The organism is Allobaileyella intestinalis (assembly GCF_009695865.1).
Taxonomy (GTDB): Bacteria; Bacillota; Clostridia; order Peptostreptococcales; family Anaerovoracaceae; genus Allobaileyella; species Allobaileyella intestinalis.
This window is the reverse complement of sequence record NZ_VUNB01000001.1, coordinates 275282-292424: the sequence shown is the minus strand read 5'-3', so window position 1 is coordinate 292424 and position 17143 is coordinate 275282. Positions and strand designations below refer to the sequence as shown.

The 17143-nt window shown below is 45.5% G+C and carries 18 protein-coding genes; 3 read left to right on the top strand and 15 right to left on the bottom strand.

Translation table 11 applies throughout. The features are described 5' to 3' along the window. Nucleotides 1-10: 10 nt before the first annotated feature. The 11 genes from infC to FYJ66_RS01305 form a co-directional block, all read right to left on the bottom strand. On the bottom strand, nucleotides 11-505 hold the full coding sequence (gene infC, locus FYJ66_RS01355) for a translation initiation factor IF-3 (RefSeq protein WP_154571723.1): 495 nt from the start codon (nucleotides 503-505) through the stop codon (nucleotides 11-13). Between the two features lie 239 nt (nucleotides 506-744). After that, nucleotides 745-2478: a proton-conducting transporter transmembrane domain-containing protein gene (locus tag FYJ66_RS01350; protein WP_206156945.1), complete on the bottom strand. Its 1734-nt coding sequence runs from the start codon at nucleotides 2476-2478 to the stop codon at nucleotides 745-747. After that, complete coding sequence (locus FYJ66_RS01345) at nucleotides 2468-2890, bottom strand: hypothetical protein (RefSeq protein WP_154571721.1); 423 nt, start codon at nucleotides 2888-2890, stop codon at nucleotides 2468-2470. Before FYJ66_RS01345 ends, FYJ66_RS01350 begins: the two co-directional genes overlap by 11 nt. Beyond that, nucleotides 2887-4410, bottom strand: a complete 1524-nt coding sequence (locus tag FYJ66_RS01340) for a monovalent cation/H+ antiporter subunit D family protein (protein WP_206156944.1) — start codon at nucleotides 4408-4410, stop codon at nucleotides 2887-2889. The genes FYJ66_RS01345 and FYJ66_RS01340 overlap by 4 nt, the downstream gene beginning before the upstream one ends. Further along, nucleotides 4407-5885 carry a complex I subunit 5 family protein gene (locus FYJ66_RS01335; protein ID WP_154571720.1) on the bottom strand — a complete coding sequence of 493 codons (1479 nt, stop codon included), beginning with the start codon at nucleotides 5883-5885 and terminating at the stop codon, nucleotides 4407-4409. Before FYJ66_RS01335 ends, FYJ66_RS01340 begins: the two co-directional genes overlap by 4 nt. Then, on the bottom strand, nucleotides 5882-6274 hold the full coding sequence (locus FYJ66_RS01330) for a sodium:proton antiporter (RefSeq protein ID WP_235897302.1): 393 nt from the start codon (nucleotides 6272-6274) through the stop codon (nucleotides 5882-5884). Before FYJ66_RS01330 ends, FYJ66_RS01335 begins: the two co-directional genes overlap by 4 nt. Further along, nucleotides 6264-7037 (bottom strand): hydrogen gas-evolving membrane-bound hydrogenase subunit E, encoded by a 774-nt coding sequence (gene mbhE / locus FYJ66_RS01325; RefSeq protein WP_154571719.1) that lies wholly within the window; start codon nucleotides 7035-7037, stop codon nucleotides 6264-6266. Before mbhE ends, FYJ66_RS01330 begins: the two co-directional genes overlap by 11 nt. 2 nt (nucleotides 7038-7039) lie before the next feature. Further along, complete coding sequence (locus FYJ66_RS01320) at nucleotides 7040-7282, bottom strand: Na(+)/H(+) antiporter subunit B (protein ID WP_154571718.1); 243 nt, start codon at nucleotides 7280-7282, stop codon at nucleotides 7040-7042. Then, nucleotides 7282-7617 carry a monovalent cation/H(+) antiporter subunit G gene (gene mnhG, locus FYJ66_RS01315; protein ID WP_154571717.1) on the bottom strand — a complete coding sequence of 112 codons (336 nt, stop codon included), beginning with the start codon at nucleotides 7615-7617 and terminating at the stop codon, nucleotides 7282-7284. Before mnhG ends, FYJ66_RS01320 begins: the two co-directional genes overlap by 1 nt. Beyond that, nucleotides 7614-7880, bottom strand: coding sequence for a monovalent cation/H+ antiporter complex subunit F (locus tag FYJ66_RS01310; protein WP_235897301.1), 267 nt, complete (start codon nucleotides 7878-7880; stop codon nucleotides 7614-7616). Before FYJ66_RS01310 ends, mnhG begins: the two co-directional genes overlap by 4 nt. Next, nucleotides 7877-8461 carry a Na+/H+ antiporter subunit E gene (locus FYJ66_RS01305; RefSeq protein ID WP_268878590.1) on the bottom strand — a complete coding sequence of 195 codons (585 nt, stop codon included), beginning with the start codon at nucleotides 8459-8461 and terminating at the stop codon, nucleotides 7877-7879. Before FYJ66_RS01305 ends, FYJ66_RS01310 begins: the two co-directional genes overlap by 4 nt. 339 nt (nucleotides 8462-8800) lie before the next feature. Here FYJ66_RS01305 and FYJ66_RS01300 point away from each other — a divergent pair, with 339 nt between their 5' ends. The 3 genes from FYJ66_RS01300 to FYJ66_RS01290 all read left to right on the top strand — a co-directional run bounded on the left by FYJ66_RS01300 (nucleotide 8801) and on the right by FYJ66_RS01290 (nucleotide 11341). Then, entirely contained in the window at nucleotides 8801-9661 is an 861-nt protein-coding gene (locus tag FYJ66_RS01300) for a 4Fe-4S cluster-binding domain-containing protein (protein WP_154571715.1), read from the top strand. 138 nt (nucleotides 9662-9799) lie between these two features. Further along, nucleotides 9800-10522, top strand: coding sequence for a transcriptional repressor LexA (gene lexA / locus FYJ66_RS01295; RefSeq protein ID WP_154571714.1), 723 nt, complete (start codon nucleotides 9800-9802; stop codon nucleotides 10520-10522). A gap of 9 nt (nucleotides 10523-10531) precedes the next feature. Further along, complete coding sequence (locus FYJ66_RS01290; RefSeq protein ID WP_154571713.1) at nucleotides 10532-11341, top strand: zinc dependent phospholipase C family protein; 810 nt, start codon at nucleotides 10532-10534, stop codon at nucleotides 11339-11341. A gap of 159 nt (nucleotides 11342-11500) precedes the next feature. Here FYJ66_RS01290 and FYJ66_RS01285 read toward each other — a convergent pair whose 3' ends face one another. From FYJ66_RS01285 to nuoF, 4 genes are all read right to left on the bottom strand, one after another. Beyond that, nucleotides 11501-11953 carry a COG2426 family protein gene (locus tag FYJ66_RS01285; protein WP_277006670.1) on the bottom strand — a complete coding sequence of 151 codons (453 nt, stop codon included), beginning with the start codon at nucleotides 11951-11953 and terminating at the stop codon, nucleotides 11501-11503. A 29-nt stretch (nucleotides 11954-11982) separates the two neighbouring features. After that, nucleotides 11983-13362 (bottom strand): aminopeptidase, encoded by a 1380-nt coding sequence (locus FYJ66_RS01280; protein WP_154571712.1) that lies wholly within the window; start codon nucleotides 13360-13362, stop codon nucleotides 11983-11985. A gap of 228 nt (nucleotides 13363-13590) precedes the next feature. Next, entirely contained in the window at nucleotides 13591-15336 is a 1746-nt protein-coding gene (locus FYJ66_RS01275; RefSeq protein ID WP_154571711.1) for an NADH-dependent [FeFe] hydrogenase, group A6, read from the bottom strand. A gap of 13 nt (nucleotides 15337-15349) precedes the next feature. Next, nucleotides 15350-17143: an NADH-quinone oxidoreductase subunit NuoF gene (gene nuoF / locus FYJ66_RS01270; protein WP_154571710.1), complete on the bottom strand. Its 1794-nt coding sequence runs from the start codon at nucleotides 17141-17143 to the stop codon at nucleotides 15350-15352.

Here is a 17143-nt window from a genome sequence, read left to right as displayed (position 1 = left end):
AATTTTCCTGCTATTTCTTTGGGGCCAGGAACATCGTAAGGCTCCTGCCCTCGAACTTAGGCTTCTTGTCAACAACGCCAACCTCAGAAACTTCTTCGGCAAAGCGGTTCATAACATCGTAGCCCTTCGACGTGTAATCCCTCTCACGACCTCTGAATCTCAGACTTACCTTTACCTTGTCTCCTTCGTTAAGGAACTTGGCGGCAGTCTTTGCCTTTACCTGGATATCATGATCCTCAATAAAGGTGCTGAGCCTGATCTCCTTGATCTGCATCGTCTTCTGGTTCTTTTTAGCAATTTTGTCCTTCTTCTGAAGTTCATAACGGTACTTCCCGTAGTCGAGGATCTTGCATACTGGTGGTTCTGCATTTGGAGAAACTGCTACCAGATCCAGTTTTGCCTCTTCAGCCATTTTAAGGGCATCTCTGGTATCCATTATGCCCTTCATTTCACCATTTTCATCGATCACTCTGACCTGTCTGGCACGAATTGCGCCATTAATCATTTTTTCCTTGCTAATTGTTCTTACCTCCAACAAATAAAAAGCGGATACACGAAGTATCCGCACTATAAGTCAAGGACATATAGAACCCTATCAACGTCAGTCGGTAAGGTGAGAAGCGGATGACTTCTACTTCGACCCAAACATGTTACAACTTATCTTATCTCTAGTCAATAGCAGATAATCTTTTTTTCGTTCTTTCTTCAGTTCATCTGCAACCTTTGTTATTATAACTTATTTTCCTACATAAATGCCAGTACGATCCACAAAATTATTACCGTGCCTACTGCTTCTCCTATTACGGTTCCAATCCTCCTGTCCTCGTTCTCAAAGGACATGGAACGGATAACGGCCACGTGAGACCTGCCCGTAATCTGTTCAGGATCCCCGATGCAGCTGCTAAGCCGGTGGACTGCCTTAAGGGAGTTGACATCAAACCATCTTCCAATCAGGAAAAGCACCGAAGCGATTCCGTTAAACAGTGCCTTCAGAGGCTTTCTGTAAAACCAGTCAAAGTCGATGGTAAATTCATCATGAGGCTTCATCTTCTTTATATACAGGAAGAACGGAATAGATCCTCCCAGGAAGATTGCCAGGTATTCCATTACGTGGGACAGTGTAAATGGATCGAAATCAGAGTGGTACATGGTAAATCTATACAGAATCTTCGGGAACGTTCCGAAAATCACCGAAATCAAAGTGCCTATGATCACTGCCGAATCCATTGAGTATGACTGTTTTCTAATAATCGGAACATCCAGGTCTGATGGTCCGAAAAAAACGAACCAGTTTATCTTAAGGGTAATAGAAAGCAGCGTTCCTACTCCGGCTGCTGAAATCAACAGCTCAGGAATTGTGTACTGTCCTTCTGCAAGGGATTCCATTATCAACCCTTTGCTGGCGAATCCGCTGAGCAGAGGCAGGCCGGCAATTGCCAGGGAGGAAATAAGAAAGCAAGTGGAAGTTACAGGCATCTTCTTTGCCAGTCCTCCCAGTTCCGTTATTTTTCTCTTTCCCGTGCCGTATACGATGGAGCCTGTACACATAAGCAGAACCCCTTTAAACATGATGTTTGTAACTGCGTGGGCTGATGCGCCGTCAATTCCAAGAGGAGATCCTGTCCCCAATGCGGCAATCATCATTCCCAGCTGGCTTACAATATGATAGCAGAGCAGTCTGGCAATATCGTTTTCCATTATAGCCATAGCCGCAGCGTAAATGGCCATGAAGCAGCCTGCCCATACCAGCATCTCCGTACCTGAAAGGAAGCGGATCAGCGCGTAGATTGCTGCCTTTGTAGTAAAAGATCCCAGATAAACGGTTCCGCACATAGATGCTACAGGGTATGCATCTGTCAGCCATGAATTCAGAGGCGGAATAGCCGCGTTTATTCCAAGGCCTATGAGTATCAGCCAGAAACTGGCATCATGGGGCCCCTGTGAAATATTTACTATTTCCATTCCCCTGTGGTATATGTGGAGCATTATGCCAACAAGAAGGATATTTCCCCCAAGGGCATGAACGAGCATGTATCTGAACGCTGCACGGCTTGACTCCCTGCTCTGCCTTGCGTAAATCAGATAAGAAGAGGCAACGGCAGACAATTCCCAGAAAATCAGGAAACTCAGACAATCACCTGCCAGAACAACAGACATTACGCAGCCTGCATAAAAAGCGGCCACCCCTGCCTCAGTCTTGCTGGTAAGCTGATAGGAATACAAAGCTATAAGTATGGAAATAATGCAGAAAGCAAAGAGGAAGGCTCTTGTCAGATCATCCACCTTCATCAGCTCAATGGAAAAATTCTTTGATATTGCGTAAGTCATCCGAGCTGAGTCAGATAAGGTAAGTCCAGCTGCAGCAGCACAGCAGGCTCCCAGTATAGACAGTCCGCCCTTCGCTTTTGAAGGCATCAATGCGATCAGAAGGCTGAAGCCCATCATAACGAAGCCTGGATGGACAATGTTATTGATCATCTTCATTCCTCCTTTTCACATTTCTTCTGTAGTGACTTTTTCTTTCCGGTCCTGTGGTATATGCCCCCGGCTCTCTGCTGCCGGCAATAGTCCTGTTTTCCCTGGACAGCGGACCCATACTGATGATGTGCATCTCAGGTTTACTGCCCCCGCCGTGATTTATAGTATTTTCTTCATCTTTTTTTGTTTTCACACTTCTTCCGGACTCCATGGCAAAGGGAAGATAGCTGGTGTAATTCCCATGGGGAACATAATCGATATTTTTCAATAGTTCAGCTTCATCTTTTCTTTCTCCGGCCTCATAGTAGTCTTTGTCCTTACGCATGAAAGAACTCATTACTATCTTGCTGAGAATGATCAGGCAGGCGGAACTAATGAACGCCAGCGCTATGTAATATATAAATTCCTTCATATCCCGACTCCTAAGGTGCCAAATATCTGCTGACCTGCTGAAACTGCCAAATCATAGAGATGAGGACCTGCATCTGGCACTAAGCCAAGCAGGATCACAGCACTGGTAGTGACCAGAATAGGAACCAGCATAGGCCAGCATGCCTCTTTTTTTACTGCGAATTCACTGTTGATAATATCTCTCTTGAAGGCGATGAACACCACTGGCATGAGATATGCAAGAGCCAGAAGACCGCTGGCTACATATGTGAATGCGTAAAGAGGCGACTGAACTGCCACTGCCCCCATTACAAGATTTGCCTTGCTGACAAACCCCACAAATGGAGGGAATCCCGCCAGGGCTACTGAAACAATGGCAAAACAGGCCATTGTCACCGGCATCTGCCGGCCGATTCCCACCATCTCTGAAATATTCTTTTTTCCAGTAGTTACATAAACAGCACCGGCGCACATGAACAGGGTGATCTTCATGAATGCGTGGGCCACTATGTGGAAAAGGCCTCCCACAGCGCCAAAAGGATACATCATAGCAACTCCCAGAATGATATAGGAGAGTTGTCCGATAGTTGAAAATGCCAGCCTTGCTTTAAGGTTGTCCTGCTTCATGGCGATAAATGACGATATCAGTATGGTTGCCACTGCAAACCAGGAAAGAATCCTGGCTGCACCACAGGCCTTAAGGGTATCTGGTCCGAAAACGAAGAAGGAAACCCTGATCACTGCAAAGGCTCCTGCCTTTACTACTGCCACTGCATGTAAAAGAGCGCTTACAGGAGTAGGCGCAACCATTGCTGCCGGCAGCCAGCTGTGAAAAGGCATGACACCGGCCTTCACCATTCCTGCGCCAGCCATAAGGAAAAACAGGACGGCCATTAACGGCAGCGGCAGAAGATCTGTTTTGATAAATCCCCCTGCCCTGAATTCCATAGTTCCGGTAAGCCAGTAAACTATCACTATTCCTGCAAAGAACAGCTGTCCGCTTATGAGGGTATAGGCCAGATATTTTCTTCCGGATCTTCTTCCAGTCTCATCCCTGTAGTGGACAACCAGAGGATATGTGGCCACTGTGAGAATTTCGAAGAAGATGAAAAAAGTTATCAGATTAGCGGCAAAACATATGCCTGTAGCAGCTGAAATGCACATTGCGAAGGCAGCGAAATATCCGGTCTGATTCTTTTCATGATGACCTCTCATGTACCCCGTGGAGTAAAGAGAGGTGAGTATCCACAGGCTTGATGATACACAGGCGAAAACCATTCCTGCCGGGTCCGGATTAAAGGCCAGTTCAACTCCTTTCACGATTTCCAGAATGGAAAAGCGCATTTCCTCTCCGGCAAGAACGGCCGGCACAAGGGACATGATAAGGGCGCAGTTCAGGAAGGCTGCTATGAAGGTTATGGCCTCCCTGGCATTTCTGTGAATATGATCTCCTGTTATAAAAATCAGTGCCGAGGCTGCCATAGTAACGGCAACAGCCAGGACAGGTCTGATGGCGGGATTAAAAATAATCATATGAATCATAATCCCACCTCCGAAATGCTCTGCATAAGAACATTGAAAACAGCTACATTAAATATTCCGATCAGGATTATTGCGGCGGCGCAGACAACTATGGCAATAGTCATGTTCCACGGCACCTCCCCTGCCTGTCCCGTCAGCCTGTCAGGAAGCTTTTTATCCTTTGCCATGAACATCTTCTCAAAGAGTTTGAAGAAGTACACTGCGTTAAGCAGGGAGCTGATGACCAGCACAAAAAGATATACCAGATGGTGGCTTTCTGCAGCACCAAGTCCTATATACCATTTGCTGAAAAACCCTGCCAGAGGCGGTATTCCCACCATTGAAAGTGATGCCGTCACAAGGAGAAAAGACGTAAGAGGCATTTTCCTGTAAATATATCCAAGGTCGTCCAGCTCCATAGAGCCGTATTTCTGCCTGATGGCGCCGGTTCCGAAGAACAGGCCGCTTTTCATGAAGGCATGAGCCAGCATGTGCATGAAGCCACCTGCAATTCCTGCAGGACAGCCTGTAGCAAAGCCAAGACTTATGTATCCGATCTGAGCGATACTCGAATATGCAAGCATTTTTCTCAAATCAGTCTGAGCCATTGCCCTGATTGATCCGTAGATTATTCCCGCACAGGAAAGAATACCAGTTACAAGCAGGAACTTGTCAAGAAGTCTGAACTCCGTGCCATATACGCAGAACAGATAACGGAACAAAGCATATGCCGGGATTTTTCCCATGACTCCTGCAATAAGAGGCCTTGCTCCAGCCTCTGCATGAGCATAGGCCGAGGGCTGCCATCCGTGGAATGGGAAAAGAGCCATCTTAATGCCGAAAGCGGCAATAAAGAATATCATGGCCGCTGCCTGAGCTTCCGTACTTACCCCTGCAGCCAGCAGCCTGTGCATATCTCCCATATTGAGGGTGCCCGTCTGAGAATAAAGGATGCCTGCTCCAAGAAGATAAAAAGTTGCTGCTACTGTTCCCACAAGCATGTATCTGAAAGCTGCCACCAGCCCCCGGCTTCCTCCAAGGGCGATGAGACAGTATCCTGAAAGGGAGGTTATCTCAAGGAAAACATACAGGTTGAAAATGTCACCTGTGGAAGTCATTCCTGCCATGCCTACAACAAGCAGTGCCAGCAGGGTATATCCTCCTCCGATTTTGATTCTGTTTCCGTCCTTTGCCTCGAAGCTCATGCAGAACAATGCAGTGGAAAGGCCAATGGTAAAAATCATGACAAGCATGACCGCACTTATGCTGTCAATGCGAAACTCAATTCCGTAAGGTACTGCGTATCCACCAAACCTGTAACTGACAGCACCTTTATGGATTACCTGTTTCAGCTGAATCACAGACAGCACTAAAGACGCCCCTAGGGAAAGGAGTACCAGATCCCTTCCCAGACGCCTGTGAACAAGAGTAAAAGCCATACACAGGAGAGCTGCACTGAGAGGCAACAGAACTATTAATACTGGTATGTTGCTCATCTGAATTTATTCTCCCCTCTGATAATCTCTTCCTCTTCAACTGATCCGTATTTCTCTTTTATCCTTGTGAGAAGAGCAAGGCCTACACCGGTTGTACCGAGAGACACTACAATAGCCGTAAGCATAAGTCCGTGTGGAAGAGGATTTATGTAATGTCTTGCTCCAAGGAGTCCGTTAACTTGTACAGGAATAGTCCCTCCTGTCTTCTGCCCGAAGCAGAGAAAAAAGAATATTACAGCAACCTGCATGATATTCATGCAGATCAGCTTCTTCATGTAGTTTTTGCAGCTTATCATTCCGTAAATTCCCAGAGAAAGAAGGACAGCCGTAAGGAAATAGATTCCCTTTGATGCCAGGAATGCCGTCAGGCCGGCCATGCTAAATGTCATCGTCAAACCTCACTCTCTCCATGATTCCGTTCAGGATAGTAATTATTGTTGCCATTACCCCGATAGTAACACCAATCTCCACCAGCAGAATTCCTGTGGAATGCTTTTCAGCGAAGCTCATTGGGAACGGAAGTTTCCCGTACTCCAGGAAAATTCCTCCTCCTGCCAGCGTAAGTATTCCGGTAAATGTGTAAATAAACGTTCCCGCACCTGCCAGTGCCACCGATCTCTCCTTTGGAAGTTTTATAAGAGAAACCGTTGACGGAGACACCATTGTATCCAGAATGTATACCATTCCGATCAGCGCCCCAGCCTGGAAACCTCCTCCAAGGCTTACCTCGCCGTGGAAAAGAACATAGACCGCATATATCAGTATTACAGGTTCAAGGACCTTTATCATTACATCCTTGTTAACTGACTGATATGCCGGGGTGCCCAGGTGCACTCTTCTTTCTATATACCTTCTTGGTCTGATAATCCTGGCACTTGCGTCCGGCTTACTTGCCAGAAGAACTACTACCCCCAGGCCTGCCAGGAACATTACAGTAGTCTCCAGCATTGTATCGAAGGCTCTGTAATCTACGATTACTGCGGTAACGTAGTTTGGAGAATTTGTATCTTTTACACTGTGCTCAATGTAATAATCAGATGTTCGGACATGGGCAGGATCATCTGGGTTCCCGATTTGGGGGAGAAAACTGAACTTAACAAAAACTGCCGCCAGGCCCGCAACAATAAGAATAATCGGAAGTGCCTTTTTCATGACTACCTGCACCTCCTGTCTATTGTCTTAAGAGCTATCACAAAGAAAATCGTGGAGATAACACCGATAACAGCCTCTGTAAAAGCAACGTCCGGCGCTCCCATTACGATATAAAGGAACATTGTGATAAAGCTGAATGCACAATATGTTACAACCACTGCCATCAGGTCCTTGTCAAATATTACTGTCAATGTAATGGCGATAAGAGCCAATAGCAGCACAGCCTCAAGAATAAGTGAATGCATTACTCCTCCCTGTTTCTGTTCTCTTCAGGTTCTTTCTCGTTATAGTCCAGAAAATCCCGTTTTCTGACTGCCGCAAGCATTATCATGTTGGTTCCCAGCGGGTTTGCAACCAGAAGCACAATGAAAATTATCAGCAATTTTACGGACATCAGATTCAGACCGGTCATAAACATCAGTCCTATAGTCAGCAGCATGGCCCCCAGGGTTTCTCCTACTCCTGAAGCGTGAAGCCTGCTGTAGAAATCCGGAAACTTGATTACTCCAATGGCCGCAACAATCAGAAAAATTGTTCCTGCTGCAAGAAAAACAGCAGATAATACGTGATAGATATTCATCTGCGGCCTCCTATGTATTTTGCAAGAATAACTGTTGTAACGAAACCAAGGATGCTGTAGCTCATGGCGATGTCAATATACATAGCCATTCTTCCATCAATGAAGCCAAAAATCAGTATCATGAAAACTATGTTTGTGTTCATAACGAACATAGCGTTCATCTTGTCGTAAACCAGTTTTCCCCGAAGCATGAACACCAGCATGGCAATGACTACGCAAACCAAAGCTATCAATATTACCGAAAACAATAGTGTCATTTTCATCTGGACAGCCTCCTGATACTATATTTTTCTCTTGAATATTTTTTCTGCAAGAGATGGATCCGGTTCTTTTCTTCTATTTCCTGACGGGACTCTTCCTCTGCAGCAATAACCTCATAGCTGATGTTCTCATTAAAGACTCCTGCGACCTTTTTCTGCATTTCACCGTTAAGAAGGCCCTGGGCAGCACCGTTTGTCAGGGCGTGAACAGAATATATTCCGTCATCGTAAATATCCATGGTCACTGTTCCCGGAGTCAGTGTTATGGAGTTTGCCAGCAGAGCCCTGGCAGCAGGGTTGTCGTAGTCCGCCCTGAACCAGACTATCTGCTGTTCAATTGCTCCCTTTCCGGAAAAAATCACCTTTGTAACATCAAGGGAACTGATTACTATCTGTCCAAGAAGCCAGATGAAATACCCGAGGAATTTGAAAATATTGATGTGAAGAATAAAGTATCTCTTGTTGGATTTGATTCCATCCATGGCAAGAGAATCCAGACAGAACAGGGAAATGATCAGGCTGGATAAGAAGCCGAAAATAATGAATTTTTTTTCGTGGAAAATCTGTGACATGATGAACCACATCACAAGTATAGGAATAAATAACTCCAGCCAGTTAAGATATGGATTAGAGGCAAGCCGCTTATCAGTGAAGAATTTTCTCATTTTTCTTTGGATCCACTCTGTGTCAGTTACCAGTGATAGCTTATAATTTCAACGATAAATAGACGTCTTTCCTTTAAAATCAAACTATTTTAATAAATTATACAATATCGTAATGAATAACAAAAGGTTGTAAAACCATTACTTATGGTTACGCTTGTCTATATAATATCATTCATGGACAAAAATATTACTGTAGTGATATACTAAATCACTGAAAATAAAGGAGTAATTGCCTTATATACTGAGGAGTTTTAAATAATGACAAGTTTAGATATACCAGAACGTAATGATCAGCGTGCAGCAGACAGGAAGCTTCCGCCGCTCATCAGCACAAAAGGACCTACAGTAACCATGTTTGCACCTTATGACTGTAACAACAGCTGTCCGTTTTGTGTTAACAAGAAGGAATACAGAGACACTTCCAGCTTCAGCATCAAGAGATGTTATGACGCCCTGAACATTATGGACAGAATATTTCCTGAAAATGACGTTGTGCTTACAGGCGGAGAACCTCTGGCAGACCTGGACGCTCTCCAGGGAATACTTGATCATATCAAGCCCTCACATCACGTATACATCAATACTACCCTTCCTACCAACGAGAAAAATACTGAGGAAGTAGTAGCAGCCTTTCTGAACAGAAACGCCAGCAAGATTTCGTGCGTAAACGTAAGCCGGCACCTGAAGCACTATGTAAAAGAATGTTCAGATGATATTTTCTCCATGCTCAAGGTAAGGCACAGAATAAACTGCGTGGTTTTTGATGACACCACCAAGGAGAAGCTTTCTGCATTTCTGGACAGATTCAACGGTCATGAGGTGCAGCTCCGTGCCAACTACTCAAAGCTCACTCTGGACAACGTATTCCGCACAGAAGATGACGACCTTTTTCATCTGATAGAATCGATCTGCAAGTATGAAGGTCAGCTGGAAAAGGAACTCTTCCGCACCGGCTTTGTCTTCAGTTATAAAGACAGCCGCATAACCTATCACAAGACTCTTCCATACAGCAAGATAAACGGAAGAATCGGAGATATTATAATCAGACAGACAGGATTCATTTATGATGACTGGAACGACTACGGTCAGGAACTTAATATTAATGATCTGATCAGATAATAATTTATGAATTGACCCCGGCGGATAATGAACATGCGTTCTTGATTTCCGCCGGGTTTTCCTATATACTCCTTACAAGAAGTGGATTTCAGAGGGATCTGCAAGATCCGTCCATCTTACTCTCAAGGAGAACCGACCATGAAGAAATGCGAAGACAGACAGAAGGCAATTCTCAAGTTCATGAAGAAGACCGTTCAGACAAAGGGCTTCCCGCCGACTGTCAGAGAAATATGCACTGCTTTGGGGATAAAGTCAACCTCTACAGTATACAGTGATATTAAAGCTCTGGAGGCTGCAGGCCTTGTTAAGAAAGACCCCAGCAAACCCCGGGCTCTTATGATAGTGGATAAAGACAAGGGCCGCAAGAATGCAGGATCCGACACTTCCATCCAGAGCAGCAGGAAAGGTGCAAATAATCAGAGAACATCCTCTACTGTTCCTTCCCAGCAAATCTCAGGTCAGGAGGTTGTAGAACTGCCTGTTATCGGCAGGGTTGCCGCCGGTACACCAATCCTTGCTGAACAGAATATAGAGGATTCTTTCCCTGTCCCTTCCCGTTTCATTGGAAGAGGAAATAATTTCATGCTGGTAGTTCATGGAAACAGCATGATAAATGCGGGAATTAATGACGGCGATTATATAATCGTAAACGAAGATCCTTCTCCTGCTAATGGAGAGATTGTAGTTGCCATGATTGCAGGTGAGTATGATCAGGAAACGACAGTCAAGACTTTTTACAGAGAGAATGGACACATCCGCCTTCAGCCGGAGAACGATACAATGGACCCTATTATCATCGACAGCAGCAAGGAAATTCATATCGTCGGTAAGGTCAAGGGTGTGTTCAGATATATTAACTAAGGAGAAACTATGCCAGCACATTATGCCCACTTTGTTTTCGGCTTGAAGGTAACACGCAAGCTGCCTGATCAGGCCAAGGCATTAATCGGCAGCAGCCGCGAGACACTAGATTCATATTTTCTCGGCTTTCAGGGCCCTGACCCTCTGGCTTTCTACAAGCCATGGAGACCTGGAGAGATAAACCACGAAGGAGAGATTCTCCACGCACGCTCCGGAAGATTCTTTTTCTCAAGAGCCCTGGTTTATGAGAAGGAAGAGCCGTGCGAGGCAAGAAGAGCATATCTTCTAGGCTTCATGTGTCACTACATGCTGGACTCCTCCTGCCATCCACTAGTTACTAAATACATGAAGGAAGAAGGAATAACCCATTCTCTAGTTGAAAGAGAATTCGACAGCATGCTCATCAGAAAAGACGGGAAGGACCCGATAGGTCTCAATCTTGATATGATTATTCCAGATGAGCCTTCCATGGGCGAGATTATTTCGCCTTTTTATCACTCAGCCGGTGCAGAGAAGATTCAGGAAAGCATTGTTTCCATGAAGAGAATACTGGAGCTCATGTCCTCTCCTGATCCAAAATTCAGAAAAAGAGCCTACAAGATGATGACCATGATTCCTCCAGCCAGAAGCCATGCTGACATGATAGCTAAAGAGAAGGCCTCTCCTTTTACTAGAGAGAGCAATGCAGCCCTCCTTCAACGCCTTGAAGAAACTGTCGATCCATGCGTCACAGAGATCGAGGGTCTCATGGAATCCATGGAAGAGGATAAACACCTTAGCAAACGCCTTAACCTGAACTTCATGGGAAGAACGGTGTAAGCCGGATTTCAGAGTTACAGAGTTACAAAATACAACGCCTGCTCTGCTGTCATTTGCATCTGATACACGCAAATAAAACACCTGCCATCAGTTGATTTTCGTATCATCAGCCGATGGCAGGTGTTCTTTATTTTATTTATAATTTCTGCTGTTCAAAACCTAAACCAGCAGTTCTGCTCCGTATGTAATGAAGGAAACGATTGCTCCAGCGATCAAAACCCCCAGAATCACAGCTGGAATGGATTTCTTCACATCCATCTCCAGAAGAGCAGCAACCAGGCACCCGGTCCATGCACCTGTGCCAGGAAGAGGTATTGCCACCAGCAACACCAGCCCCCAGAATTCATATTTGTCTATAACATCCTTTTTGCTCATCCCCTTCTGCTCCATCTTTACAACAAGACGGTCAAGCTTTGGGCTCTTTGTCCTGAGCCATGCAAAAACCTTTGTTGTGAAGAGAATCAGAAATGGAACAGGAAGTATATTTCCTATCAGAGCGCAGGTAAGGGCTGTTTTTACCCCTAATCCTGCAACCACTCCGTATGGTATGCCCCCTCTCAGCTCAATAACCGGAAGCATAGACACGAGTATTGTCATTAATACTGATTTCACAGTTTATCTCCTTTGAGGCTATATAAAACTTAAGCGTTTTTCAGGAATGCCTCGTATCCCTTCTCTGCCTCATACAGATCTGACTTGCTTACAGCTTCCCATGGAGCATGCATACTGAGAACAGCGATTCCGCTGTCAACTACTTCCATTCCATAGAGGGAAAGGATGTATGCAATAGTACCGCCGCCGCCTACGTCAACTTTGCCAAGTTCAGCTGACTGGAACATTACGTTGTTATCGGAAAAAATCTTTCTGAGATGGCCCAGGTATTCGGCATTTGCGTCGTTGGAACCACTCTTGCCACGTCCACCTGTATACTTGTTAAATACAATGCCCCTTCCGAACTGAGCAGCATTGGCCTTGTCGAAGCGGTCTGCATAAAGGGGATCATAGGCAGCACTTACATCTGATGAAAGCATTCTGCTTCCTCTCAGCACTCTTCTCAGATTCAGCTCAGAATAGATGCCCATGCGGTCAAGAATCTCTCTAAGAGTATCCTCAAAGAAAGCGGATCTCATGCCTGTAGCTCCTACGCTGCCGATTTCCTCTTTATCCACAAAAAGGCCGCATGCAGTCTTTAAAGGAGATTCCACATTCATCATAGCCAGGACCGAAGTATAGGCACAGCACCTGTCATCGTGACCATAGCCCAGAATCATAGAACGGTCAAAACCTGCTTCCCTGGCATTTCCTGCAGGTACTATTTCCAGCTCTGAAGACCAGAAATCGTCCTCCTCGATATCGTATTTCTCTTTCAGAAGTTTAAGCACATTTGCTTTTACGCTGTCCTTGCTGTCGCCGTCCATCGGGATGGTTCCTGCTATAATATCAAGAGCCTCTCCCTCAACTACAGATGAGGCCTTTTTTTCCATCTGGTCCTGAGCCAGATGAACCAGCAGGTCTGTCACAAAGAAAACTGGATCTCCAGGCTCCTCACCAATCCTGATCTTTACAGTGGTTCCGTCTTTCTTGGCAACGACGCCATGGATGGCAAGAGGCATAGTTACCCATTGATATTTCTTGATTCCACCGTAGTATTGAGTGTTCAGAAAAGCATATTCGTCGCTTTCATACAGAGGATTCTGCTTCAGATCCAGTCTCGGTGAGTCAATGTGGGCTCCAAGGATGTTCAGTCCGTCACGAAGAATGTCTTCTCCTATATTGAAGAGGACTACAGCCTTATGCATGTTTACTGCATATACCTTGCTGCCCTTTTCCAGCTTTTCACCAGCGGCAACGATATCCTCAAGGTTTCTGTATCCGTTTTTCTCCGCCATCTCAACGATAGCATCTGTACATTCTCTCTCGGTTTTTCCATTATCCAAAAAGTTCATATATCCAGAACTTATCTGTTCAACTGCCTCCAGGTCTTTTTCAGAATAACCTGTCCATGCATTTATTTCTTTCATTAATATCCTCCTGTTAGTAGAGTAAATAGAAACCGTGATATGCGGTTATCTCTGCCATATCATCAATGCAACGGCGTAATTCTATCATATTGCCGTGTATTATTCAAAAGCCCTCATAGACTCTTCATGTAAAAAGGAATTTTTCTTAAACAGCAAAAAAACGGGTACTCCCGTCAATTGACAGAAGCGCCCGTCTCTGCATGCTTTGATTATGATGTAATCAATCTATTATTGATTGACTCTTCTCTTTACATATGATGTGTGGAGAGCGTGGTGAGCCTTTTCACTTCCAGGTTCACCGAAGTAGTCCTCGTACATCTTAACGATAACTGGATTCTCATGAGATTTTCTGAGAGGAGCATTCTTGTCAAGAGTGTAGAGGCCCTTTGCCCTTATTGCTCTTACATCGTTGAAGTTCCTGATCTTTGCTGGAACATGAGGCTGGCCACCGCCGTTTACGCATCCGCCAGGACAAGCCATGATCTCGATAAAGGTGTAATCTCCTTCACCGGCTCTTACCATATCCATGACCTTACGGGCATTAGCAAGACCTGATGCAACAGCAACTTTTACAGTTGTTCCGTTCAGATCATAAGATGCCTCCTTGATGCCCTCTGTACCTCTTACATCCTTGAACTCCAGATCAATCAGTTCCTCACCGGTGATCTTCTCTACAGCAGTTCTGAGAGCAGCTTCCATTACTCCGCCTGTTGCTCCGAAAATAACTCCGGCTCCTGTATACTCACCCAGAGGGTTGTCATATGGTTCTTCAGGAAGATTTACGAAGTCGATTCCGGCCTCCTTAATCATCCTTGCCAGCTCTCTTGTAGTCAAAGCATAATCTACATCCTGGTAGCCTGCAGCTGCCTGATCATCTCTTCCAAGCTCAAACTTCTTGGCTGTGCAAGGCATTATGGAAACTGAAACGATCTTTTCTACAGGAATACCCATGGTTTCTGCATAGTACGTCTTTGTAACTGCGCCGAACATCTGCTGAGGGGACTTGCAGCTGGACATATGAGGCAGAAGATCCGGATAGTAATGCTCACAATACTTGACCCATCCTGGTGAGCAGGAAGTGAACATCGGCAGCACTCCGCCGTTCTGAACTCTCTCGATCAGCTCATTTGCTTCCTCAACTATAGTCAGGTCTGCAGAGAAATTGGTATCGAACACCTTGTCAAATCCAAGTCTGTGCAGTGCTGCTGACATCTGGCCTTCACACTCAGTTCCAATAGGAAGTCCGAAACATTCTCCAAGACCTACTCTTGTGGAAGGAGCTGCCTGTACGATTACAACCTTGTCTGGATCCTCTATGGCTGCTTTTACCTCAGCAGTTGAATCTTTTTCATAGAGGGCTCCAACAGGGCAGGCAACTATGCACTGTCCGCAGTTTACGCAGCTTGTTTCTGAAAGAGGCATTCCGAATGCACTTCCAACATATGTATCAAAACCTCTCTCGTTGGTGCCGATAGCAGTGATTCCCTGAAGATTAGTGCATGCTCCGATGCAGCGGCGGCAGAGTATGCATTTGTTATTGTTTCTGACAATAGATGGGGAGCTGGAATCTATTTCATATTCGTTCTTCTTGCCATCATAGTAATGGCTCTGCTCAACACCATATCTTGTACAGAGTTCCTGAAGTTCACAGCTTCCGCTTCTTCCGCATGCCAGACAGTCCTGATCATGGTCTGAAAGGATAAGCTGGAGAGTGGTTCTCCTGGACTGTACCACCTTATCTGTGTGGGTATGAGCTACCATTCCATCGGTGCACGGATATACGCAGGAAGTAACCAGACCTCTGGCGCCTTCAACTTCACAAAGGCACATCCTGCATGCACCTATTTCATTGACGCCTTTCAGGTAGCAGAGCGTCGGGATGTCGATTCCTGCCACATGGGCAGCCTCATACAGAGTGGTGCCCTCAGGAACCGTAACATCTATATTATCAATTGTTACTCTAATATCTCCCATGATCTAACCTCCACTACTTCCTAGAAATTGCGCCAAACCGGCAGCTGTCCATACATGCTCCGCACTTGATGCATACTGCTGTATTGATCACATGCGGTTTCTTTACTTCGCCTGAAATAGCGTTAACAGGGCAGTTTCTTGCGCAGAGAGTGCAGCCCTTGCACTTATCAGGATCAATCTCGTATCTCAGGAGTGCCTTACATACTCCTGCAGGACATCTCTTCTCCTTGATGTGTGCAACGTATTCATCTCTAAAGTACCGCAGAGTTGAAAGAACAGGGTTTGGTGCTGTCTGTCCCAGTCCGCACAGTGAGTTGGCCTGAATGTATTTAGCCAGGTTCTCCAGCTTGTCCAGGTCTTCCATTTCACCCTTGCCTTCTGTAATCCTTGTCAGAATCTCCAGCATTCTTCTGGTACCGATACGACATGGAGTACATTTTCCGCAGGACTCACTTACTGTAAATTCCAGGAAGAATTTGGCGATATCCACCATGCAGTTGTCTTCGTCCATTACGATCATTCCGCCTGAACCCATCATGCATCCGATGCTCTTCAGGTTCTCGTAATCGATAGGAATGTCATAGTATGTATAAGGAATGCATCCGCCAGAAGGTCCTCCAGTCTGAGCAGCCTTGAATTTCTTTCCGTTAGGAACGCCTCCGCCAATATCTTCAATAACTTCACGGAGAGTAGTTCCCATAGGGATCTCAACCAGTCCTGTGTTGTTAACCTTGCCGCCCAAGGCAAATACTTTTGTTCCCTTTGATGTCTCAGTGCCCATGCTGGCGAACCAGTCAGCACCCTTGTTAATAATCTCAGGGATGTTTGCATATGTCTCAACGTTATTCAGGATTGTAGGGCTCTGGAAAAGTCCCTTAACTGCAGGGAACGGAGGCCTTGGATGAGGTTCTCCTCTGTTTCCTTCTATTGATGTCATCAGAGCTGTCTCTTCGCCGCATACGAAGGCTCCTGCGCCAAGACGAAGCTCAATTCTGAAATTAAATCCTGAATCGAAAATGTTGTCGCCCAGGAGGCCGTATTCTTCAGCCTGCTTAATGGCAATCTGAAGTCTCTTTACAGCAATAGGATATTCAGCTCTTACGTAAATGTATCCCTGATCTGCGCCAATTGCGTATCCTGCAATTGCCATGGCTTCAAGAACTGAATGAGGATCTCCTTCGAGGACAGATCTGTCCATGAATGCACCAGGGTCTCCTTCATCGGCATTGCAGCAAACATATTTCTGGACTTTTCCTCTGTTTCCAGACGCAAACTTCCACTTCTTTCCTGTAGGGAATCCAGCTCCGCCTCTTCCTCTTAATCCGGAGTCCAGAATTACCTGGATAACCTCATCAGGAGTCATCTCTGTCAGGCACTTTCCGAGAGCCTCATATCCTCCGGTTCCAATATATTCTCTGATATCTTCAGGATTGATGAGTCCGCAGTTTCTCAGAGCAATTCTTACCTGCTGCTTATAGAAATTACTGTCGTTAATGGAAAGGGACTTTCCTTCTTCTGTTGTTTCTTCAGTAAGAAGGTATTTCTCAACAACACGTCCCTTGATGATGTGCTCATCTGCAATTACAGCAGCCTTTGCAGGAGTGACTTCCTGATAATAAACTGCTCCCGGATGAACAACTACAATAGGTCCTTTGGCGCACAGTCCCTGACAGCCTGTGGCCACAACCTGAACCTCATCTTCAAGTCCCGCATTCTTTATTTTTTCCTTGAAGGTCTCGATGACTTCACCACTGTGATTGGAATCACAACCTGTTCCGCCGCAGACCAAAACGTATGTATGAAACAT